Raw genomic sequence first — 22,272 nt, 5'->3', positions numbered from 1 at the left:
AAAAAAGGCCCCGCGAATCATCGCGGGGCCTTTTTCGTGACGCGGTGGAGGCGACTTACGCCGTGGCGCGGATCCGCTCGACGATCGCGTCGCCGAAGGTGTCGGTCGTGCCCGTGCCGCCAACGTCCGGCGTGGTGCGGTCGCGTGCGTCCATGACGTCGCGGATGGCGCTGCGCAGGCGCGTCGCCTTGGCGACCATGTCGAGGTGGTCGAGCATGTCGGCCGCCGCGAGCAGCAGCGCGCAGGGGTTGGCCTTCTTCTGACCCGCGATGTCCGGCGCCGAACCGTGCACGGCCTCGAAGATCGCCGCGTCCTTGCCGATGTTCGCGCCAGGCGCCAGGCCCAGGCCGCCGACGAGGCCGGCGCAGAGGTCGGAGAGGATGTCGCCGAAGAGGTTGGTCGTGACGATCACGTCGAACTGGTACGGGTTCATCACCAGCTGCATGCAGGCGTTGTCGACGATCATCTCGGTGAACTCGAGATCGGTGTAATCCTTCGCGACTTCACGCGCCACGTCGAGGAACAGGCCCGACGAGGTCTTCATGATGTTGGCCTTGTGCACGGCCGTGACCTTCTTGCGGCCCTTCTTGCGCGCCATCTCGAAACCGTAGCGGCAGATGCGCTCCATGCCGGGGCGGGTGTTGCGGATGACCGACACGGCCACCTCGTTCTCGCCCTCGCCTTCGCGCGTCTGACCCTCGGCCATGTATGCGCCCATGGTGTTCTCGCGCACCGTGATGATGTCGATGTTCTCGTAGCGCGCCTTGGTGCCCGGGAAGCTGATCGCCGGACGCACGTTGGCGTACAGGTCGAACTTGCGGCGCAGGGTGACGTTGATCGAGGTGAAGCCGCCACCGATGGGCGTGGTCAGCGGACCCTTCAGGGCCACCTTGTGCTTCTCGATCGCGTCCAGCGTCGCCTGGGGGAGGAGGTCGCCATGCTTCTCGAGGGCCACCACGCCGGCGTCCACGTAGTCGTAGGTGAGGCCGCAGTCGAGCGCATCGAGGACGCGGATGGTCGCGTCCATGATCTCGGGGCCGATACCGTCGCCGGGAATCACGGCAATGGTCTTGCTCATGGGGAAACTCCTGAAGGGAAGCGAAGCGCGCGAACGGGTGGCGCACGGGGAGGAAAATCGCCTAATTATCGGCGATTTTCCCTGTTTCCTTCAAGGATGACGCCCGGGGATGACCGTGACGGGCGGCTGTTCAGGCCGTCGTGTGATCCACGCAGGCGCTGGCGGAGGGCGTCTCGCCCTCCAGGGAGTCCAGGAAGTCGACGGCACGGCGCAGATGGGGGATCACGATCGATCCGCCGACGACGAGGCCCACGCTGAACACCTCGAAAAACTCGTCGCGATTCACGCCCGCTTCCTTGCACTGGGCGACGTGGTAGCTGATGCAGTCGTCACAGCGAAGGACCATCGAGGCGACCAGGCCGAGCATCTCCTTGGTCTTCACGTCCAGGGCGCCCTCCCTGTACGTCTGGGTGTCCAGGGCGAAGAACCGGCGCACCACCTGGTTGTCTTCGGCCAGGATCCGTTCGTTCATGCGCTTGCGGAACGCGGTGAACTCCTCCACGCGATCGTCGGCCATCAGTGCGCCGCCTCGAGGATCTCGGCCAGGCGGCCGCTACGGTCGGCGGCGGCAAGGTCGTCGAAACCCCCGACGTGCGTGCCGTTGATGAAGATCTGCGGCACGGTACGGCGCCCGCCACTCTTCTCGAGCATGACGTCGCGCTGGGCGTGGTCGATGTCGATGCGCACCTCGTTCCAGGACAGGCCCTTGGCCTTCAACAGGTTCTTGGCCGCGACGCAGTAGGGGCAGACCGCCGTGGAATAGATGGTGATGTCAGGGGTGGACATGGAGGGCTTCTCCGAACCGGAATGGGCGCAAGATGAGGATCGGGAGCTGAATTTGCAAGACGCGAGAACCCGCGCCGCGCTCCGCGGTCCAAGACCAAGGATGTGGGAAGCGCGCTGGCGCGCGAAGGGTGCTCGCGGCAAGGCCTTTCGCGCGCCAGCGCGCTTCCCACAAGATACTCGTCGTGTTCGTGATGGTATCGTCGTTCGACTTATGCGCCCGTCCTTTCCCCGCCTCGCCGTCATCGCCGCCGCCACCCTCGCGACCTTCGTCGCGGGCGCCCAGGACGCCGTCCGCCTGCCCGACCTGGGCAGTTCCGCCAGCGCCCTGATCAGCCCACGGGAAGCCGACCAGTACGGCGCGATGATGCTGCGCCAGATGCACGCGCTCGACATGACCGTCGACGACGCGCTGCTCGACCAGTACATCAACGACCTGGGCTACCGCCTCGTCGCCGCCAGCGACCGGCCGAAGGACCATTTCTCCTTCTTCATCGTGAAGGACGAGCAGATCAACGCCTTCGCCGCCCCCGGTGGCTACATCGGCGTGAACGCCGGCCTGATCGACATCACCAGCAGCGAAAGCGAGCTGGCGGGCGTCATCGCCCACGAAATCGGCCACATCACCCAGAACCACCTGTTCCGCGCGTTCGAGGACTCCAAGAAGAACGCGCCGCTGATGGCGCTCGTGCTGCTGGGCGCCATCGCCGCGGGCGCGGGCGGCGGTGCCGGCGACGCCGCGCCGGCGGTGCTCATGGGCGGACAGGGACTGCTGCTCCAGCGCCAGATCAATTTCACGCGCAAGGACGAGGTCGAGGCTGACCGGGTAGGTATCCAGACCCTCGCCAACGCCGGCTACGACCCGAACGCCATGGCAGGCTTCTTCGGCCGCATGCAAGACACCCTGCGCGTCGGTGAAGGCGAGGAGGCCCTCCCCGCGCTCCTTCAGACCCATCCCGTGACCCTGGCGCGCATCAGCGACGCGAAGGCGCGGGCCCGCGTGCTCGAGGAGCGCCAGGCGAACAAGCCCCGCCTGCCCACCATCGACAAGGCATCCTGGGAGAAGAGCACGGCCCCAGTCCTTTTCGTGAAGGACCCCACGACCCTCGTCGGGAATGCGACGAAGGCACCGAAAGACAGCGTCGGCGACACGTACGCGCTCATGCGCGAGCGCGTCCGTGTGCTTTCGGGCGATGCCCGGCGGCTCACGAGCTACTACGCCACTAACCTCAAGCGACGGGACTTCGATACCGCGGCCAACCGTTACGGCTATGCGCTGGCCCTGATCCGCACGAACCAGGGCGCCCAGGCCGTGGACCAGCTCCAGCCGCTCCTGGCCAGCCAGCCGGGCAGCGTGGTGATCCGCCTGGCCATGGCGGACGCGTATGAGGATGCCGGCCGGCATGGCGACGCCATGGCGATCTACAAGGCCTTGCACGACAACTCCCCGCGGAACCGCGCGGTGGCATTGGGCTTCGCCCGGGCCTTGGCGAACAGCGGTCGTACCGACGATGCCCGGACGGCCACGACCATGCTCCGGCCGATGCTCGACGACAGCGACGACCCGGAGATCTTCCGTACCTTCGCCCGCGCCAGCGAGCGCTCGGGCGACACCGTTCGTGCCGCCGAAGCCTATGCCGACAGCGCCTATCTCTCCGGCCGCCCCTTCGATGCCATGGAACAGCTGCGCCGCCTGCTGAAGCGGGACGACCTCGATTATTACCAGCGCTCCCGTATCCAGGCCCGGATCAGCGACCTGACGCCGCTCCTCCTGGAACTGCGTAAACGACGGGTGGCCACGGACGACAATCCCGACGGCAGGAGCCAGTAGAGGCGCCTCGCCGCTCCGCGTTTCCGGCAATTGTGACGATTGTCATTGCCGTGTAACACAGCACGGCTGCAATATGACCGTCATAGCCAACAAGCGGTCACAGCGTGCATAAGCGCATCCTTATCGTGGAAGACGAAACTTCGATTCGCGACATGGTCGCGTTCGCGCTTCGCAAGGCGGGCATGGACGCGGCACACGCCGCCGATGCCCGCGCCGCCCAGATGGCCATCTCGGAGCGGGTCCCGGACCTGATCCTGCTCGACTGGATGCTGCCTGGCACCAGCGGCCTGGAGCTCGCCCGGCGCCTGCGCCGGGAAGAGCTCTCGCGGGAGATCCCCATCATCATGCTCACCGCACGCGGCGAGGAGATGGACCGCGTCAACGGCCTGGAGGCGGGGGTCGACGACTATGTCATCAAGCCCTTCTCCACCCGCGAACTCATCGCGCGGATCAAGGCCGTCCTCCGCCGCAGCCAGGGCGACGATGGCTCCGGAGTGGTGGAACTGGGCGGGCTGCGCATCGACGGCCCCGCGCATCGCGTGTTCGCCGGCGACGACGCGGTGCCGATCGGTCCCACCGAGTACCGGCTGCTCTTCTTCTTCATGACGCACCCGGAACGGGTGTACTCGCGTGCCCAGTTGCTCGACCACGTGTGGGGCGGCAGCGTGTATGTGGAGGAACGCACGGTGGACGTGCACATCCGCCGCCTGCGCAAGACGCTGGAGCCGTGGAAGCTGGACGACATGGTCCAGACCGTGCGCGGCGCGGGTTACCGGTTCTCGTCGAATACCTAGGTTTTCCTTCGCGGGCCGCGCTATGGTGGGTCACACCAGACCGTCTTCGGCCGAGCACATGTCCGACCGTTTCATCACCACCTGGCGCCTTCCCGCGGCGTGCGCCGTCCTGCTCGTCGCAGGCGGTGCACTCGGTATGCTCGCGGGCTCCCCACTGGCCGGCATCGCCATCGTCGCCGTGGCGGAAACCGTCGTCCTGCTGTCTTTGTTCCGTCACACGGCGCGGCCAATGTTGCAATCGCCCGCCACGCGCCATCCCGAGCATGACCGTCTGATGACCCGCACCCGCCGTATCGCCTCCCGCCTGCGCGACCTGCGCAGCGCGGCCGGAACCCTGCCCGACGCCGTGGTCCTCCTCGACCACGGCCTGCACGTGCGCTGGTTCAACCCCGCGGCGGAAGACCTGCTGGGACTGAGGGGCCCGCGTGACCGCGGCCGCTCCGTCGGCGAACTGCTGCGTAATTCCGAACTGGCCGACTGGCTCGCCGACGGAGGGCGCGAACCCCTCAACGACGTCACCGCTCCCGGGCATCCGAATCGCCATGTGACGGCCACCCTGCTGCCCTTCGGCAGCCGGCAACGCCTCCTGTTGGCGCGCGACACCAGCCACCTTACCCGGCTGGAGCAGATCCGCCGCGATTTCGTGGCCAACGTTTCGCATGAACTGCGTACGCCGCTGACCGTGATCCACGGTTACCTCGAGTTGCTCGACCCTGAAGATGTTCCGGAGCTCGCGCCCGTCCTGGACGAGATGCGCGCGCAGTCGAAGCGCATGGGCCAGATCGTGGAAGACCTGCTGACGCTGTCGCGCCTCGAGACACAGGACCATGTAGCCGACGAGCACGTGCAGATGGCCCCGCTGCTCGCCAGCCTGCGCAAGGAAGCCGAGGCGCTGAGCCAGGGTCGGCATACGGTGTCGCTGGATATCGCCACGTCGTTCGATCTGCTCGGCTCGCCGAAGGACCTGCACAGCGCGTTTTCCAACCTGGTGAGCAATGCCGTGCGCTACACGCCCACGGGTGGGCGCATCGCGATCCGCTGGGCGGAAATCGACGGCGGGGCGCGTTTCTCGGTGCAGGACTCCGGCTTCGGCATCCCCGCCACGCACATCGCCCGACTCACCGAGCGCTTCTATCGCGTTTCCTCCAGCCGCTCACGCGATTCGGGTGGCACGGGACTCGGGCTGTCGATCGTGAAGCACGTACTCAACCTGCACCACGCCCGGCTGTCGATCGAAAGCGAGCCGGGCAAGGGATCCACCTTCGCCTGTGTTTTCGGCAGCGAGCGCCTGCTCGACAGCGCCCGTCTGCAGGATGCCGCCGGCCTGCACCAGTGAGGACGGCCTGATGGGTTGCTGCGTCGCCGCTTTCCGGCATGCTCTCCGATGAGCCACCATCGGGCGTCGTGAGCGGAACAGTGGAACACATGAGAAAGACCGTGGACCTCGGTAACCCCGAGCTGTACATCAACCGCGAATTGTCGGCGCTGGAGTTCAACTTCCGCGTCCTGGCACAGGCGCGCGATCCCGACGTGCCCGTGCTGGAGCGGCTGCGCTACCTCACGATCGTGAGCAACAACCTCGACGAATACTTCGAGGTGCGCGTGGCGGTGCTCAAGCACAAGCACGCCCTCGGCGCGGCGGTGCCGGGCGCCGATGGCCTGTCCTCCAGCGAGATCCTGGCGCGTATCCGCGAGCGCACGCTGGAACTGGTCGCCGAAGCCTTCGCCACCTGGCGCGAGCAATTGCTCCCCGCGCTCGAGGCCGAGGGCATCCGCTTCCTCACCCGCGACCGCTGGAGCGACAAGCAACGCCGATGGCTGCAGGGCTACTTCCAGAACGAGATCATGCCCGTGCTGTCGCCGCTAGGCCTCGATCCGGCGCATCCTTTCCCGCGCATCCTCAACAAGACGCTCAACCTCGCGGTGGTCCTGAAAGGCCGTGACGCCTTCGGACGCGAAGGACACATGGCCCTGGTACGCGCGCCGCGGTCCCTGCCCCGGATCATCCGCTTGCCGGCCGAAGTCTCCGATGGTGCCGAGGACTTCGTGTTCCTGGCCGAAGTTCTGCAAGCCTTCGCCGACGAGATATTTCCTGGTTTCCAGGTTTGCGCCGCGTACCAGTTCCGGGTCACGCGGAACAGCGAGCTGGTGGTCGAGGAAGCCGAGGTGGAGAACCTCGCCCGTGCGCTCAGCGAGGAACTCGCGGGTCGCGGCTACGCGCGGCCCGTACGCCTCGAGATTGGCACCGACTGTCCGCGCGCGATCACCGAGATGCTCGTTGCCAACTTCGAGCTCGACGAGACGGACGTCTATCGTTGCGATGGGCCGGTGAACATCATTCGCGCCGGGATGATCTATGACCAGATCGACCGTCCCGAACTGAAATTCCCACGCTTCACCCCGCGGCTCTCGCCCGCTTTCGAGAAGGGCGCGAACGAATTCGACGTGCTCGGCACGCGCGACGTCCTGCTCCACCACCCGTACGAATCCTTCGCCTCCGTGGTCGAGCTGCTGCGCCGTGCGACGGACGACCCGGGCGTCCTTGCGATCAAGCAGACGCTGTATCGCGCCGGCAAGGACTCCCCGCTGGTCGACCTCCTCGTGGAAGCCGCGCGCAACGGCAAGGACGTCACCGTGGTGATCGAACTGCGCGCACGCTTCGACGAGGAGGCCAACATCGGCCTGGCCAACCGCCTGCAGGAAGCGGGCGTGCAGGTGGTCTATGGCGTGGTGGGCTACAAGACACATGCCAAGATGTTGCTGATCGTGCGCCGTGAAGGCGGCGGGCTGCGGCGCTACGTCCACCTGTCCACGGGCAACTACCACCAGGGCAATAGTCGCGGCTATACCGACATCGGCCTGATGACGGCCGATCCGGAAATCGGAGAGGACATCCACAAGGTTTTCCAGCAGCTGTCGGGCCTCGGCCCGATGATCCAGCTGAAGCGCCTGCTGCATTCGCCGTTCACCCTGTACACCAGCGTGATGGGCAAGATCGAGCGCGAGACGGAACATGCGCGCAACGGTCGCCCCGGCCGGATCGTCGCCAAGCTCAACGCGCTGAACGAGGCGCACGTCGTGGAGGCGCTCTATCGTGCGTCGATCGCGGGCGTGCAGATCGACCTCATCATCCGCGGGGCCTGCACCCTGCGACCGGGAATCCCGGGGGTGTCGGACAACATCCGCGTGCGCTCCATCGTCGGGCGCTTCCTCGAGCACAGTCGTGTCTACTGGTTCGCTAACGACGGCGCTCCCGAGTTGTACTGCGCCAGCGCGGACTGGATGGAGCGCAACCTCATGCGCCGCATCGAAGTGGGTGTTCCCATCCTGCAACCGGAACTCGCCCGCCGCGTCTACGACGAGACTCTGGACAACTACCTGCGCGACAACACGCAGGCCTGGATCCTCGGCAGCGACGGCCGCTACACACGCAGCCACCCAGCCAGGGGCGAGGCGCCGCATTCGGCGCAGCAGGCCCTGCTTGCGGCCTACAGCGGGTGACGCGACGCATCCTCTTCCTTTCCGTGTCCGCCGGCGCGGGGCACGTGCGGGCCGCGCAGGCGCTGGAAGCGGCGGTGGTCGCGTTGGCGGAGGATGGACACTCGGTGGCGGCCCGCCACCTGGACGTGATGGATTACGTGCCGGCGAGCTTCCGGCGCATCTATGCCGATTTCTACCTGCGCCTCATCACCCGACACCCGCAACTGTGGGGCATGCTTTATCGCATCACCGACGACACGCGCCCCGACGCGCTCACCGAACGCATGCGCCGTACGATCGAGCGCCTGCATACCCGCCGGCTGCGAGCCGCCATCACGCAGTTCGCCCCCGATGCCATCGTCTGCACCCATTTCCTTCCGGCGGAATTGCTCGCGCGGCAGATTCGCAAGGGGCGCGTGCAGGTACCCGTGTGGTTGCAAGTCACCGACTTCGACCTGCACCGCATGTGGGTGATCCCGGAAATGGCGGGCTACTTCGCGGCGAGCCCGGAAATCGCGCAGCGCATGCGCGCGGTCGGGTTGCCCCCCGAGCGAGTGCACACCACGGGCATCCCGGTGATGCCGGCTTTCGCCGGTCCGCATGACCGGCGCGCCTTGGCGGCGGAGCTTGGCCTCGACCCCGAGCGCCCCGCTTATCTCGTCATGGGCGGCGGCGCCGGCGTCGGCGCGCTGGACGAATTGGCCGACGCGCTGTTGTCGGCCGGCGACACGTTCCAGCTCGTGGTCCTCGCCGGCCGTAACGCGGCGATGCTCGAGCGCCTGCGCGCGCTCGCCGCCTCACGCTATCCGGGCCGTCTGTTCCCGCAGGGCTACACCCCGCATGTGGACCGCCTGATGGCCTGCTGCGACCTCGCCATCACGAAACCGGGCGGCCTCACCACGTCCGAATGCCTGGCGATGGGTCTGCCCATGATCGTCAATACGCCCATCCCCGGCCAGGAAGAGCGCAATGCCGATTACCTGATGGAACAGGGCGCCGCCTGGAAGGCGATCGACGCCGTGTCGCTCGCCTGGCGGATCGCCGAGCTACAGGCGCAACCCGCGCGCCTCTCGTCCATGGCGGACGCCGCGCGCGCCATCGGCCGCCCGCACGCGGCACGCGAGGTCATCGACACCGTGCTGAAGCAACTGGACGGCGCATGAGCCACTCCCCGCGCCGCCGCGTCGCCGCCGCCGTGGCGACAGCGCTCTTCACCCTGCTCCTCGCCTTCTTCTTCGCCCACGTGGAAATCGAAATCGAAGGCCCGCACGGTTGGGCCACGAGCCTGCCTACGTGGCGCATCGAGAACCATTGGCTCCTGGACCTCCTCTGGGGCGGCAGGCCCATGACCGGCTACCACGCGTGGGTCTTTCCGTTCATCGCGCTGTTCTTCCATTTCCCGATGGTGTTCCGCGGATTCTGGAGTTGGCGTGCGCAGGTACGTGCGATCGCCTGCGTGATGCTGTTCTGGGTGGCCGAGGACGGGCTTTGGTTCCTGCTCAATCCGGCCTTCGGGCTCGCGCGCTTCAATCCCGTCGACGTGCCCTGGCACCGGCATTGGTGGGGACCGGCGCCTGCCGATTATTGGGTGTTCGGTTTCCTTTGCATCGTGTTGTTCTTGCTCTCGGCCCTACCGAAGCCTCGCCGTCGAGAACCAGCCGTGACAGAATTCCCCGATGGCACCGACAGCTAAATCGCAGATCAACGAAGGCGAATTGCTCGCGGCCGTGGATCTCGGCTCCAACAGCTTCCATATGGTCGTGGCCCGCTACGAGCACGGCGAACCCCGCGTCATCGATCGCCTGCGCGATTCCGTGCGCATGGCCGTCGGCCTGCGTCCCGACGGCACGCTGGATGCGGGGCACCGGGCGGCGGCCTTGGCAAGCCTCGCCCGCTTCGGCCAGCGCATCGCCGGCATTCCCGCCCTGCACGTGCGAGCCGTCGCCACCAATACGGTACGCCGGCTGGCCGCGCCGCACGCCTTCCTTTCCGCCGCGGAGGCCGCGCTCGGGCATCCGGTGGAAATCGTCTCCGGGCGCGAAGAAGGCCGCCTCATCTTCCTCGGTGCCGCGCACGACCTCCCCGCCTCGCGCGACCACCGGCTGGTGATCGACATCGGCGGTGGCAGCACCGAGTTCATCATCGGCCGCGGCACGGCGCCGATCCTCACCGAAAGCGTGCAGGTGGGGTGCATTGCCAGCACCATGCGCTTCTTCCCCGGCGGGAAGATCACCCGCAAGCGCTGGCTGCGCGCGCGCCGCGAGATCGGCGTGTTGCTCCAGCAGTTTTCCGAGGACTACCGCGAGGCCGGCTGGGCCGATGCCTTCGGATCCTCCGGCACGGCGAAAGCGATCGGTGCCGTCGTGAGGGCTATGAAACTCTCCGACGACGGGATCACGCCCGAGTCGCTTGTCGCTGTGCGAGAAGCACTGATCGAGCAGGGCTCGTCGGACGTGCTGAAGTTGCCCGGCCTCGCCGAGGACCGCGCCTCGGTCTTCGCCGGCGGTGTCGCCATCTTCGAAGCCGCCTTCGAAGCACTGGGAATCGAGCGGCTGCGCGTGTCGGAAAGCGCCATGCGCGAAGGCCTGCTCTGGGACCTGATCGGCCGCTCGGCCGGTACCGACCCGCGCATGGCGAGCATCGACTCGCTGGCGGCTCGCTACGGCGTCGACCGCGCGCAGGCACGCCGTGTGGAAACCACCGCCCTCGGCCTCTTCGACCAGCTCGCCAAACCATGGAAACTCGACGACGATGCGCGCGAGTGGCTGTCCTGGGCGGCGCGCGTGCACGAGCTCGGCCTGGCCATCGCGCATAGCCAGCACCAGCGACACGGCGGCTACATCCTGCGCAACGCCGACCTCGCCGGCTTCTCCCGGCAGGAGCAGCAATTGCTTGCGGCTATCGTGGAGCTGCATCGTCGCAAGCCGGAGAAATCGGTGATCTCCGCACTGCCGGTGCGCTACCGCATTCTCGCCCGCTACATCACGGCCATCCTGCGCCTGGGCGTCCTGTTCCGCCGTGCGCGCCGTGCCGAAGCCCTGCCGCGCATCCGCGTGGTGGCGACCCGCCAGCGCCTGCGCCTGTCCCTGCCCGCCGACTGGCTCGACCAGCATCCGCTGACCGAAGCCGACCTTGAGCAGGAGCGCGAGCCCCTGGCCGAGCTGGGCCTGGAGCTCGAGATCGTCACCGAATGAGCGGGAGTCGCCCGGCAAAGGGGCGTATCATCGCGGGAATGTTCCACCGTCACCACCGGTTGCCCATGTTCAGAGCCGTACTCGCCAGCGCCCTCTTCCTCCTGCCTGCCGTCACGCTCGCGCAGGCGGCCAAGCCGGCGACCCCGTCCCCTGCGGCCGTGGAACATCCGCGCGTCGTGATACATACGAGCCAGGGCGAATTCACCCTCGAGCTGTATCCGGAGAAGGCGCCCAAGAGCGTCGCCAACTTCTTGCAGTACGTCCGCGACGGCTTCTACGACGGCACCGTTTTCCATCGCGTGGTGGACGGCTACATGGTCCAGGGTGGGCTTTACAGCCGCGACCTCACCCAGCGGCGCACGCGCGCGGCCATTCCAAGCGAAGCCGACAACGGCCTGTCGAACCTGCGGGGCACGGTGGCCGTGGCCCGAGGCACCGACCCGAACTCGGGCACGTCGCAGTTCTTCGTCAACCTGGTCGACAACCGGCGCCTCGATTACGTCGGCAACCAGAGCAGCCTGACCTGGGGCTTTGCGGTCTTCGGCAAGGTCGCCTCCGGGATGGACACGATCGACAAGATCGCGAAACTGCCTACCCGCGCCCAAGGCCCGTTCGTCGGCGATGTGCCGAATCCCTTGGTGATCATCGAATCGGCCAACGTCGTCGGCGAGGAACGGGCCACGCCCGCTCCCGCGACGACGACCTCGACTCCGGCGGGCGCGACGAAAGCGCCGGCGAAGACGGCTGCCCCGGCAGGTCCCGCGAAACCGGCTGCCAAGACCGCGACGCCGAAGAAAACCGAGAAGAAGCCCGCCACGGCCTCGACGCCGGCATGAGCACGCTGTTCATCGCCGACCTACATCTGGACGATGCGCGGCCCGATATCACAACCTTGTTCGAACGCTTCCTCGCCTCCGATGAAGCGCGTTCCGCGACGGCGTTCTACATCCTGGGCGACCTCGTCGAAGCCTGGATCGGCGACGACGACGATGCCGAACTGCCGGAGCGCATCGCTGTCGCGACGCGCGGCCTGCGCGATGCGGGGGTGTCGGTGTACTTCATGGTCGGCAACCGCGATTTCCTGCTCGGGCCCGCTTTCGCCGAGCGCGCGGGCATGACGCTGCTCGACGACGGCACCGTGCACGCCATCGAAGGCGTGCCTACCCTGCTGATGCACGGTGACGTGCTCTGCACCGACGATGTCGAATACCAGGCGGTTCGCGCACAGGTCCGTACCGAGGCGTGGAAGACGCAGATCCTTTCCATGCCCCTCGAAGCCCGCCGCGCGTTCGCCGCGAAGGCGCGCAGTGACAGCAAGTCGCGCACCGGGCGCATCGACGAGACGATCATGGACGTCAATCAGGGTGCGGTCGAAGACGCCATGCGGCAGGCCGGCGTGCGCCGCCTGGTGCACGGGCATACGCATCGGCCAGCCGTCCACGACTTCACGCTAGATGGCGTGGCGGCGCAACGTATCGTGCTGGGGGACTGGTACGACCACGGGTCAGTGCTGGTAATCGACGGCGGACAGGCGGACCTGCGCGGACTCGCCTTGCCCGCGGGGTGACACTGGCGCGAACCGGAGCAGAGTCTATGCGCCGGGCGCCGAGAGATCGTCGAGTCGCTCCAGGAGCGACTTCAGTGTCGTCGACCTGTTGGACGGGTCCCATGCCGCGACAAAGTCGATCATGGGCGGGTCGCCACGGAGCGGGCGGCTGGTGACCGATCGCGGAAGGAAGTCCGTCGCGTACTCGGGCAATAGCGATATCCCTCGCGTGGATGAGATCAGCGACATCGCCATGGCCAGGTTGTCGACATCGTGCGCCGGTGCGACATGGAGGCCGTTCGCTTCGAGATAAGCATCGATCACGCGGCGCACCGCGGGAGCCGTGCCCGACACGTTGATGAAGGTGTGTGCGGCCAGACTCGAGGGCTCGACGGCGGAGTCGGCGGCGAGCGGATGATCGCTCGGCATCACGACGATCAGGGGCTCCCTCGCGATCGAACGATAGGCCAGCTCGGGCATGTCGCTCTCGGCGCGCATGAAGGCGACGTCCAGCCGGCCGCGACGCAGTTCCTCGGCGAGCAGTGGCGAATGATTGCTGGAGAGGGATAACTCGATCGCCGACAGTCGATCCGCCAGCAGGCGGGTGATCCGCGGGAGCCAGCGCAGTTCCTGACCCGTGAGAAAACCCATGGCGAGGACTGGCTTGCTGGGGTGGGCGGCCCGCCGAGCCGCTTCACGAGCCGCCTCGACCTGGACCACCGCCGTACGGGCATGTGCGAGGAACGCCTGCCCCGCGGCCGTGGTTTGCACGCCTCGGGGGTTGCGGAGCAGCAATGACTCTCCGACCTCTTCTTCGAGGTCGCGGATCTGCCGGCTGAGCGAAGGCTGCGAAGTGTGCAGCCGGCCCGCGGCTAGCGTGAAGCTACCTGCCTCGACGACGGCGATGAAGTAGCGGAGATGTCTGAGTTCCATGCGAGGTGGAGTGCCGTAGTCATGCCTCCGAGGCATGACACCCATCCTACAAAGTCTTGGTGCGCTGCGGTAGCGGCCCTCATCCTATGACCCAGTTGAGCCGATGAGCTCAGTTCTCTCGAGGTAGGGTCGATGAATAGTCTTGCCGGGAAGACGGCGCTCGTCACGGGCGCATCCCGCGGTATCGGCCGGGCCACCGCGTTGGCCCTTGCCAGCATGGGTGCGGAGGTGCTCGTCCATTACGGGCATTCTTCCGCAGAGGCGGCAACCCTTGTCGCGGAAATCGTCGCCGGCGGTGGTCGCGCAGTGGCGATCGGCGCCGACCTTGGGATCGCAGATGGTCCGCTGATCCTCGCCGACCGCGCCAGGGCGATCGTCGGTGGTCGTCTGGACATTCTCGTCGCGAATGCGGGTGTCACCAATGCGACCCCGCTGGAAGACTTCACCGTCGCCGATTTCGACCACTTGTTCGCCGTGAATGTCCGCGCTCCCTACTTCCTCGTCCAGCAGCTGCTGGACGTTCTCGGAGAAGGCAGCTCGATCGTTTTCGTCTCGTCGCTTGCCGCGCGTACGGCGTTGCCGAGGATCTCAGCCTATGCGGCATCGAAGGGCGCCGTCGAGACGCTTGTTCGGCACCTCGCCGCTTCCTTGGCGAGCGCGGGATCCGCGTGAATGCCGTGGCGCCGGGCGTTGTCGATACCGATATGTCGAACTTCACGAAGACCGAGGAAGGGCGCGATGCGGCGTTGCGCATGCAAGCGCTGAAAACCATCGCCGAAGCCGCGGACATCGCGGATGCGATTGCGTTCGCCGCGTCACCGGCGGCGCGGTGGATCACCGGTCAGGTGCTCGCCGTGGATGGCGGATCGAAACTCTGACCAACAGCCGGGTACTCGGGCAATTACTGGATCACTGGAAATCTCAATGCTTAGAACAATGCGTCCTTCACGACAGCTGCGCAATGCGGTCTGCCTGCTTCTGCTCGGCACCGCGCCTATCGTGCCGCATACCGCATGCGCGGGTGTGCCTCAGGCGAAGCTCGATCGAGAACAGGCCGGCTACTTCCGGTTCAAGCTTGGAAAAGTCGACGTGATCGCCCTTTCCGACGGAACCGTCACGCTCGACTTGACCAAGGAGCTGTCGAATCCCACGGAAGCCGCGCGGGTGATGACCAGAAAGGGCGTCAAATTGCCACTCGACGTCTCCGTTAACGCATTCCTGATTCTCTTGGACAAGAAGGTCATTCTTGTCGATGCGGGAGCCGGAGAACTCTTCGGCCCTACATTGAACAAGCTCACGTCGAGTTTGAGGGCCGCGGGCATGGAACCCGATCAAGTCACCGATATCCTGGTCACGCACATTCATCCTGACCATACCGGCGGTCTTGCGGTTGGCGGACAGAAGGTCTTCGCTAATGCGGTAATCCATGTCAGCAAGAAGGAACTCGCCTTTTGGATGGACAAAGCCGCCGCGGATAAAGCGGAGGAGCCCACCAGGACCTTCTTCAAGGGCGTCGATCAAACCTTGGGTCCCTATCTGGCAACCGGCAAGGTAAAAACATTCGAAAGCGGGGAGCAGCTATTCCCCGGCATTCGCACGCTCCCTGGGTACGGGCATACGCCCGGTCAATCGTACTTTGTACTTGAAGACGCGGGCAAAAAAAATGGAGTTCTGGGGCGACACGGTGCATGTCGAGGAAGTGCAGTTTGACGACCCCTCCCAGACCATCAAATACGACGAAGACCAGAAGCGCGCGGGCACACAACGAGTCAAAGCCTTCTCCGACGCCGCCGAACACGGCTATCTCGTCGCAATGCCACACATACATTTTCCCGGCATGGGACGAGTACGCCGCGATGGCGCCCACTTCGTCTGGGTACCGGTGCCTTATGTCAACGACGCGGTCCGCTGAGCGTGCCCAGCCACGCCAATTCGGATTCGGAGAAGCCGGCAGCGCGGCGTGCATCGAGGTTGAACGGTCCGCGCAGCGAGCCATTCATATAATCCGTTAGGAGTTGCGCGAACGTCGCTTCCGGCTCGATGCCGTCACGGTCGCAGCACCAGTGGAACCAGCGCGTCCCGGCCGCCACGTGCGCTACTTCTTCGCGCAGGATGACCTCGAGGATGGCCACCGTCCTCTCGTCGCCCTGCCGGCGCAGGCGCTCCATCATCCCCGGCGTGACGTCCAGGCCGCGTGCCTCGAGCACGCGCGGCACGAGCGCCATGCGCGCCGTATCGCTATGTGCTGTCTTCTCCGCCATTTCCCATAAACCGTTATGCGCGTCGAAGTCGCCATAGGCGGCACCGAGTTCGGCCAGGCGTGCGGAGAGCATGGTGAAGTGACGCGCCTCGTCGTTCGCGCAGGCGGCCCAATCGCGATAGAAATCCGCCGGCTTGCCGCGAAAGCGATAGACCGCATCCCACGCAAGGTCGATGGCATTGAATTCGATATGCGCGATGGCGTGCACGAGGGCGGCGCGTCCGGCTTCCGTGCCGAGGCCACGCTGTGCGAGTTCACGCGCCGGTACGAGGCGCGGCCTCTCGGGGCGCCCCGGCAGGCCGATCGGCAACGGTGGCGGCGAGGCAGGGTCCGCTGCGACGCTCCCGGTTTGCAGCGCCGAGAAAGTTTCGAAGCTCAGCCGCACCTTCTCAACGGGATCGCTTGCATCGAGGCAGCGTCGTGCGGCGGCGTGCAGATCGCTCATGGATCAGGGAGGCAGTTTCACGCGCTGCGGCGTTCGTTCTTCGCCGCGTCGGACCGCAGGGACTCCTGCTGTTCGAGGAAGCGCGCGTCGACGCCGGTGACGTACTCGCCGGAGAAGCACGAGGTGTCGAACCGGCGCAGCTCCTCGTTGCCATCGGCGACAGCCCAGATCAGGTCCTCGAGGTCCTGGTAGATCAACCAGTCGGCCCCGAGCGCCTTCTCCACTTCCTCCACCGTACGTCCCGCGGCGATCAGTTCCGAGGCCGCGGGCATGTCGATGCCGTAGATGTTCGGATAGCGCACCGGCGGCGCGGCCGAGGCGAAATAGACGTTCTTCGCGCCTGCGTCGCGGGCCATCTGGATGATCTGCCGCGATGTCGTGCCGCGGACGATGGAGTCGTCCACCAGCAGTACGTTCTTCTTGCGGAACTCGAGGTCGATCGCGTTGAGTTTGCGGCGTACCGATTTCACGCGCTCACCCTGCCCCGGCATGATGAAGGTGCGGCCGATGTAGCGATTCTTCACCAGGCCTTCGCGCATCGGCACGCCCAGCGCCTGCGCCAGCGAGCTTGCCGCGGTGCGCGAGGTATCGGGAATCGGAATGACCGCGTCGATGCCGTGATCCGGGCCGCGCTCGCGCAGGATCTTCTCGGCGAGCTTCTCGCCCATGCGCAGCCGCGCCTTGTAGACCGAGACGTCCTCGATCATCGAGTCGGGACGCGCGAGGTAGACGTATTCGAAAATGCAGGGCGCGTGGACCGCGCCCTCGGCGCAATGCTGCGCGAGCAGTTCGCCACCCTCGGTAATGATCACCGCCTCGCCCGGCGCGACGTCACGCACGCGCTTGAAGCCCAGGACGTCGAGCGCCACGGACTCGGAAGCGACCGCGTACTCGCGACCTTCGGCGGAGATCCGCTCGCCGAGTACCAGCGGACGGATGCCGTTCGGATCGCGGAAGGCGATGAGGCCATAGCCCAGTACCAGGGCGATGCACGCATAGCCGCCGCGCGCCCGCGCGTGCACGCGCGACACCGCCTTGAACACGTGCTCGTGCGTGAGGTTGCCGCGATCTTCCACCTGCAACTCGTGCGCAAGCACGTTGAGCAGTACTTCGGAATCGGAATCGGTGTCGATGTGGCGACGATCGTCCTCGAACATTTCCTTGCGCAGCGTCTCGGTATTCACGAGGTTGCCGTTGTGCGCGAAGGCGATGCCATAGGGCGAGTTGACGTAGAACGGCTGCGCCTCCTCGGTGCCCTCCGAACCCGCGGTGGGGTAGCGGCAATGGCCGATGCCGATGCGACCGCGCAGCTTGCTCACGCCCGCCGAGTTGAAGACGTCGCGAACCAGGCCGTTGCCCTTGTGCAGGCGCAGGCGGGCGCCATCCACGGTGGCGATGCCGGCGGCATCCTGCCCGCGATGTTGCAGGACGGTCAGGCCGTCATACAGGGCCGATGCCACTTCCGTGGTACCGACGATGCCGATGATTCCGCACATGGTCTTGCCTTCTACGAAGAGGCCGCCGTGGTCGCGGCGGCAGGGTGAGCGTTCTGTTCTTGCGAGGGCCGCGCGGGCGTCGTGAGGTCGCGCAGTTTCATCAATTCTTCCCGGCTCGGGAGTTTCACATCAGGCAGCTTCATGTCCTTCAGCGCCGCGGGCGGATGCATGTACTCGCGCACGTTCGCCGGGACCTGCTGGCCCAGCCAGGCCGCCGGCGCGGCGAACTGCGGCAGCATCGCCGACTCTCGCCACATCGGCTCGTTCGGTAACGGCGTGAAGCTCAACAGGAACACGACACCACTGACGATGAGCACGCCGCGCGCGAGACCGAAGAGCATCCCGAGGAGGCGATCCACGCCGCCCAAGCCCGTTCCCGAGACCAGACGCGAAATCAGGAACCGGAACACGGCGCCCACCAGCAGCACCGTGATGAAGCAGAGCCCGTAACCGATCGCGATCCGCGCCGTCGGCAACGTGACGCTGCCTTCGAAATACCGCGCGACCGCCGGCCCGAACAGCCAGGCCACCCAAAAAGCCGCCACCCAGATCACCAGTGAAAGCACTTCGGAGATGAGGCCGCGCGCCAGGCCGATCAAGACCGAGATGAACAGCACGGCGAGGATGACGTAATCGGCCCAGTTCACTCGGTACTCCGCGGCTTGGCGACAGTTGGCTGGTCGGACCCGTCAGGGGGCCGACACGACGACACCGTCGAGGCCCACTTTCGCCTTGATCTGGTCCTTGAGGCGCACGGCGTCGTCGCGCTGCGTCTGCGGCCCGGCGCGGACGCGCCAGAGCTTCGCGCCGCTGCTGGAAGCGATGCTGTCGACGTAACCCGGGATGCCGGCGCCGCGCAGCTTGTCGCGCAGGCGGGTGGCGTCGGCCTCGCTGCTGACCGCGGCGACCTGGACCGCGAAGCCGCCAGCCCGCGGAGCGGCGGCCGGCACGACGGGCGTCGCCGCCGCGGGTGCCTTGGCAGCTGCCGGGCGCGCGGGCGCGGGCGCATCCGCCGTCTGCGTCTCGGCACGGGTCGAGAGCGTCGCGGGGGCCCCTGGGGCCGCGGCGACGATCTTCAGGCGGGCCGCCTCGGCGGCTGCGCGGGTCTCGAACGGCCCGGCGGTAACACGGGTCAACGACTTGCCGGCCTGGGTCGTGGCGGCGGTACTCACGGGGTAGCCCAAGGCCTTCACCTTCTGGACCAGGGCATCGGCCTTGGCGCGATCGGCGTAGGCGCTGAGATTGATGCTGTAGCTGCCGCGGGCGGCCGTGCCCGCTGGCAAAGCCTGCGCGGCAGGGGGCGCGACCGGCGCCGGCGCCGGTGCGGCCGGCTTCGGAGGTGTCGCCGCGGTGGGCTTGGCCGGGGCCGGGGTCGGGGCGTTGGCGAAATCTTCCGGCAGCGCGTCGGCAGGCTTGCGCGAGGCGATGTTCACGGAGGCCAGCTGGTTGCCATTGCCCGGCGTCACCGTGGCGGCCGGCGTGGCGGGGGTCGAAGCGGGGGTCGCCGGCTGCGTCGCGGGTGCGTTGGCCCCGGGCGCGACGGGCGTGCCGGCCGGTGCGACGTCGAGGGTGCGCGACTGCAGCTCGCGGTCGGGCGCCGGCGGGATGGCCAGGCTCACGGTCTGGTCCGTGTCTGTCTTGGGCGGCGTGCTGGAGAAGAACATCGGCACGAACAGGACCAACAGAGCGATCAGGACAGCGGCACCCAGCAGGCGTGTTTTCAAGGAAGGCTCCATACGACCGGTGCAATGCGAATCGACGCGATTATAACCGGCAATGGGTGTGGGAGCGGCTCCTACAGGGGAAACCTGCCGCAGCTAGCCGGTCAGCGCCGCGGCCGCCACGAAGAACGAGCCGAACAGGAGCACCGTGTCGTCTTCACCTGCGCAGGCGCGGGCTGCCGCCCAGGCGTCCGCCACGGTCGCGTACGCGGCGCTCGCTGCATCGGGCAGCGCGGCGGCCACCGTCGCCGCCAGCGCTCCCGCCGCCAGGCCGCGCGGCGTGTCGCGGTCCAGGCCCGCCAGGAACCACCGGTCGATCCGGGCGCCGATGGCCGTGACGACGCCCGCGATGTCTTTATCCGCCAGGGCGCCGTAGACCGCAAAGACGCGGCCGCTCGCCGGTTGCGCGTCCAGCCAGGCCGCCAGGGCGCGCGCCGCCTGCGGGTTGTGACCTACGTCGACCAGGGTGCGCGGATGGTCGGCGATGCACTGCAGGCGGCCGGCGACGCGAACGGCGGCCAGGGCATGACGGATCGCTTCCGGGGACACGTCGACGCGCGAGCCGAGCGCATGGATGGCGGCGATCGCCGTCGCGGCGTTGGCGATCTGCACCGGGGCATCGAGTGCGGGAAGGGGAAGCGCGAACGATGTTCCGTCCTGGTGTTCCCATCGCCACGCGCCCGCGCCATTCGGCACATCGGCGGTGTAGGTTTCGTCGGCTCGGATGATGGTCGCGCCAATGGCGCGCAACGCATCCAGCAAGCCCCGCGGCGGGTCGGGTTCGCCGATGATGGCGGGCCGCCCTGCCCGTGCGATGCCGGCCTTCTCGCGCCCGATGCTGTCGCGATCGTTGCCGAGCCAATCCTGGTGGTCGAGGTCGACCGTGGTCACGACGGCGACGTCCGCGTCGACGATGTTCACCGCGTCCAAGCGCCCGCCGAGGCCGACCTCGAGGATCGCGACGTCCAGGGACGCCCGCGCCATGAGGTCCAACGCCGCCAGGGTGCCGAATTCGAAGTAGGTCTGGGGAATCGCGCCGCGCGCGGCCTCGATGCGCTCGAACGACGCGACGAGCGCGTCGTCGCTCGCGTCGACGCCGTCGATCCTGATCCTCTCGTTATAGCGGAGCAGGTGCGGCGAGGTGTAACAGCCGGTGCGATAGCCAGCGGCTCGTAGCATGCCTTCAAGCAAGGCGACCGTGGAGCCCTTGCCATTGGTACCGCCGACCGTGATCACGATCGGCGCCGGGCGTGGCGCGCCCATCGCTTCCCAGACCGTGCGTACCCGCGCGAGACCGAGTTCGATCTCGCGCGGGTGCGTGCGCTCCTGGTACGACAGCCACTCGCCCAGCGTTCGCGTCATGCGATCAGCAGTTGCCGTCGCTACCGAACGGATCGTCGAGGACGATCGTGTCGTCACGATCGGCGCCGGTGGCCACGAGTGCCAGCTTGCAGCCGGAGAGTTCCTCGACGGCGCGCAGGTAGGCGCGTGCCGCTGGCGGCAGCTTGTTCCAGTCGCGGATGCCCGCAGTGGATTCTTCCCAACCGGGGAACTCGAGGTAGACCGGCTTGCACTCGTCCCAGCCGTCCGCGTCCAGCGGTGCGAGCTCGCGACGCTTGCCGCGGTATTCGTAGGCGATGCAGACCTTGATGCTTTCCAGCCCGTCGAGCACGTCGAGCTTGGTGATCGCGAGGCCGTCGATGCCGTTGATCTGGACCGCGCGCTTCAGCGCCACCAGGTCGATCCAGCCGCAGCGACGCGGGCGACCGGTGCTGGCACCGAATTCGTTGCCCTTCTTGCGCAGCAGTTCGCCCATCTCGTCGTTGAGTTCGGTGGGGAACGGGCCGCTGCCGACGCGGGTCGCGTAGGCCTTGCAGATGCCCAGCACGTAGTCGATATCGCGCGCGCCCACGCCGGTACCGGCCAGCGCGCCGCCGACGGTGGTATTGGACGAGGTGACGTACGGATAGGTGCCGTGGTCGATGTCGAGGAGCGCGCCCTGCGCGCCTTCGTAGAGGATGTTGCCGCCGTCGCGGCGGACGTCGTGCAGGATGGTGGCGACGTCGTCGACCATCGGCCGCAGGTATTCGCCCCAGGTCAGCGCCTCGTCGAGCACGGTCTGGTAGTCGACCGGATCGGCCTTCAGCCACTGCGTGAGCACGAAGTTGTAGTAGTCGACGGCGGCCTTCACCTTCTCCGGCAGCTCGTGCGGGTACATGAGGTCGGCCACCCGAATCGAACGGCGAGCCACCTTGTCCTCGTAAGCCGGGCCGATGCCGCGGCCGGTCGTGCCGATGGCCTTGGCGCCGGAGGCGGCCTCGCGCGCCTTATCGACGGCGATGTGGTACGGCATGATCAGCGGCGTGGCGGGCGAGATCTTGAGGCGAGGACGCACGTCCACGCCCTGCTCTTCCAGTTCCGCGATTTCACTCATGAGCGCGGCCGGCGACAGCACGACGCCGTTGCCGATCAGGCACAGCGCGTCGTCGCGCAGGATGCCCGAGGGAATGAGGTGAAGGACGGTCTTCTTGCCCTTGATCACCAGTGTATGGCCGGCGTTGTGGCCACCCTGGAAGCGCGCGACGGCGCCCACGCGTTCGGTGAGGAGGTCGACGATCTTGCCCTTGCCCTCGTCGCCCCATTGCGCGCCGAGAATGACGACTGACTTGCCCATTTGACGGTTCTCTTCGTTTCGTTGCCCTGGCGGGCGA

Annotated in this window: 21 protein-coding genes and 1 pseudogene; 12 read left to right on the top strand and 10 right to left on the bottom strand. The window is 67.0% G+C overall.

Features of this window, described 5'->3' with window-relative positions:
• Positions 1–55: 55 nt before the first annotated feature.
• The 3 genes from ACQKIE_RS01540 to grxC all read right to left on the bottom strand — a co-directional run bounded on the left by ACQKIE_RS01540 (position 56) and on the right by grxC (position 1,864).
• Positions 56–1,078: an isocitrate dehydrogenase gene (locus tag ACQKIE_RS01540; RefSeq protein ID WP_427455114.1), complete on the bottom strand. Its 1,023-nt coding sequence runs from the start codon at positions 1,076–1,078 to the stop codon at positions 56–58.
• A gap of 130 nt (positions 1,079–1,208) precedes the next feature.
• Complete coding sequence (locus ACQKIE_RS01535) at positions 1,209–1,595, bottom strand: carboxymuconolactone decarboxylase family protein (RefSeq protein WP_427455113.1); 387 nt, start codon at positions 1,593–1,595, stop codon at positions 1,209–1,211.
• On the bottom strand, positions 1,595–1,864 hold the full coding sequence (gene grxC / locus ACQKIE_RS01530) for a glutaredoxin 3 (RefSeq protein ID WP_427455112.1): 270 nt from the start codon (positions 1,862–1,864) through the stop codon (positions 1,595–1,597). Before grxC ends, ACQKIE_RS01535 begins: the two co-directional genes overlap by 1 nt.
• A 211-nt stretch (positions 1,865–2,075) precedes the next feature.
• Here grxC and ACQKIE_RS01525 point away from each other — a divergent pair, with 211 nt between their 5' ends.
• From ACQKIE_RS01525 to ACQKIE_RS01485, 9 genes are all read left to right on the top strand, one after another.
• Positions 2,076–3,692, top strand: coding sequence for a M48 family metalloprotease (locus ACQKIE_RS01525; protein WP_427455111.1), 1,617 nt, complete (start codon positions 2,076–2,078; stop codon positions 3,690–3,692).
• A 104-nt stretch (positions 3,693–3,796) separates the two neighbouring features.
• Complete coding sequence (phoB, locus tag ACQKIE_RS01520) at positions 3,797–4,486, top strand: phosphate regulon transcriptional regulator PhoB (protein WP_427455110.1); 690 nt, start codon at positions 3,797–3,799, stop codon at positions 4,484–4,486.
• 58 nt (positions 4,487–4,544) lie between these two features.
• Complete coding sequence (gene phoR / locus ACQKIE_RS01515) at positions 4,545–5,822, top strand: phosphate regulon sensor histidine kinase PhoR (RefSeq protein ID WP_427455109.1); 1,278 nt, start codon at positions 4,545–4,547, stop codon at positions 5,820–5,822.
• An 89-nt stretch (positions 5,823–5,911) separates the two neighbouring features.
• Positions 5,912–7,987: a polyphosphate kinase 1 gene (gene ppk1, locus ACQKIE_RS01510; protein ID WP_427455108.1), complete on the top strand. Its 2,076-nt coding sequence runs from the start codon at positions 5,912–5,914 to the stop codon at positions 7,985–7,987.
• Entirely contained in the window at positions 7,984–9,129 is a 1,146-nt protein-coding gene (locus tag ACQKIE_RS01505; RefSeq protein ID WP_427455107.1) for an MGDG synthase family glycosyltransferase, read from the top strand. The genes ppk1 and ACQKIE_RS01505 overlap by 4 nt, the downstream gene beginning before the upstream one ends.
• Positions 9,126–9,659 carry a hypothetical protein gene (locus ACQKIE_RS01500; RefSeq protein WP_427455106.1) on the top strand — a complete coding sequence of 178 codons (534 nt, stop codon included), beginning with the start codon at positions 9,126–9,128 and terminating at the stop codon, positions 9,657–9,659. Before ACQKIE_RS01505 ends, ACQKIE_RS01500 begins: the two co-directional genes overlap by 4 nt.
• The gene (locus tag ACQKIE_RS01495) at positions 9,643–11,160 is read left to right on the top strand and encodes an exopolyphosphatase (RefSeq protein WP_427455105.1); all 1,518 of its coding nucleotides are present in this window, start codon (positions 9,643–9,645) and stop codon (positions 11,158–11,160) included. Before ACQKIE_RS01500 ends, ACQKIE_RS01495 begins: the two co-directional genes overlap by 17 nt.
• A 65-nt stretch (positions 11,161–11,225) precedes the next feature.
• Complete coding sequence (locus tag ACQKIE_RS01490) at positions 11,226–11,996, top strand: peptidylprolyl isomerase (protein WP_427455104.1); 771 nt, start codon at positions 11,226–11,228, stop codon at positions 11,994–11,996.
• On the top strand, positions 11,993–12,727 hold the full coding sequence (locus ACQKIE_RS01485; RefSeq protein WP_427455103.1) for a UDP-2,3-diacylglucosamine diphosphatase: 735 nt from the start codon (positions 11,993–11,995) through the stop codon (positions 12,725–12,727). The genes ACQKIE_RS01490 and ACQKIE_RS01485 overlap by 4 nt, the downstream gene beginning before the upstream one ends.
• A 24-nt stretch (positions 12,728–12,751) precedes the next feature.
• Here the strand turns inward: ACQKIE_RS01485 and ACQKIE_RS01480 are convergent, their stop codons facing one another.
• Complete coding sequence (locus tag ACQKIE_RS01480; protein WP_427455102.1) at positions 12,752–13,639, bottom strand: LysR family transcriptional regulator; 888 nt, start codon at positions 13,637–13,639, stop codon at positions 12,752–12,754.
• Between the two features lie 132 nt (positions 13,640–13,771).
• Here ACQKIE_RS01480 and ACQKIE_RS01475 point away from each other — a divergent pair.
• The 3 genes and pseudogenes from ACQKIE_RS01475 to ACQKIE_RS01465 all read left to right on the top strand — a co-directional run bounded on the left by ACQKIE_RS01475 (position 13,772) and on the right by ACQKIE_RS01465 (position 15,551).
• A pseudogene (locus ACQKIE_RS01475) lies at positions 13,772–14,517 on the top strand (SDR family NAD(P)-dependent oxidoreductase).
• A 58-nt stretch (positions 14,518–14,575) separates the two neighbouring features.
• Positions 14,576–15,349 (top strand): MBL fold metallo-hydrolase, encoded by a 774-nt coding sequence (locus ACQKIE_RS01470; RefSeq protein WP_427456760.1) that lies wholly within the window; start codon positions 14,576–14,578, stop codon positions 15,347–15,349.
• Positions 15,303–15,551, top strand: a complete 249-nt coding sequence (locus ACQKIE_RS01465; RefSeq protein WP_427455101.1) for a hypothetical protein — start codon at positions 15,303–15,305, stop codon at positions 15,549–15,551. Before ACQKIE_RS01470 ends, ACQKIE_RS01465 begins: the two co-directional genes overlap by 47 nt.
• Here ACQKIE_RS01465 and ACQKIE_RS01460 read toward each other — a convergent pair.
• The 6 genes from ACQKIE_RS01460 to ACQKIE_RS01435 all read right to left on the bottom strand — a co-directional run bounded on the left by ACQKIE_RS01460 (position 15,532) and on the right by ACQKIE_RS01435 (position 22,235).
• The gene (locus ACQKIE_RS01460) at positions 15,532–16,344 is read right to left on the bottom strand and encodes a ferritin-like domain-containing protein (RefSeq protein ID WP_427455100.1); all 813 of its coding nucleotides are present in this window, start codon (positions 16,342–16,344) and stop codon (positions 15,532–15,534) included. The genes ACQKIE_RS01465 and ACQKIE_RS01460 overlap by 20 nt on opposite strands.
• A 17-nt stretch (positions 16,345–16,361) precedes the next feature.
• Positions 16,362–17,840 (bottom strand): amidophosphoribosyltransferase, encoded by a 1,479-nt coding sequence (gene purF / locus ACQKIE_RS01455; RefSeq protein ID WP_427455099.1) that lies wholly within the window; start codon positions 17,838–17,840, stop codon positions 16,362–16,364.
• A gap of 11 nt (positions 17,841–17,851) precedes the next feature.
• On the bottom strand, positions 17,852–18,487 hold the full coding sequence (locus ACQKIE_RS01450) for a CvpA family protein (RefSeq protein ID WP_427455098.1): 636 nt from the start codon (positions 18,485–18,487) through the stop codon (positions 17,852–17,854).
• Positions 18,488–18,529: 42 nt separating this feature from the next.
• Entirely contained in the window at positions 18,530–19,564 is a 1,035-nt protein-coding gene (locus ACQKIE_RS01445; protein ID WP_427455097.1) for an SPOR domain-containing protein, read from the bottom strand.
• 93 nt (positions 19,565–19,657) lie between these two features.
• The gene (gene folC, locus ACQKIE_RS01440; RefSeq protein WP_427455096.1) at positions 19,658–20,923 is read right to left on the bottom strand and encodes a bifunctional tetrahydrofolate synthase/dihydrofolate synthase; all 1,266 of its coding nucleotides are present in this window, start codon (positions 20,921–20,923) and stop codon (positions 19,658–19,660) included.
• A gap of 4 nt (positions 20,924–20,927) precedes the next feature.
• On the bottom strand, positions 20,928–22,235 hold the full coding sequence (locus ACQKIE_RS01435; RefSeq protein ID WP_427455095.1) for an adenylosuccinate synthase: 1,308 nt from the start codon (positions 22,233–22,235) through the stop codon (positions 20,928–20,930).
• Between the last annotated feature and the right edge of the window lie 37 nt (positions 22,236–22,272).

It is taken from the genome of Luteibacter sp. NPDC031894 (assembly GCF_050273135.1).
Taxonomy (GTDB): Bacteria; Pseudomonadota; Gammaproteobacteria; order Xanthomonadales; family Rhodanobacteraceae; genus Luteibacter.
The sequence above is the reverse complement of the archived record's forward strand: the minus strand, read 5'-3'. Positions and strand labels throughout refer to the sequence as shown.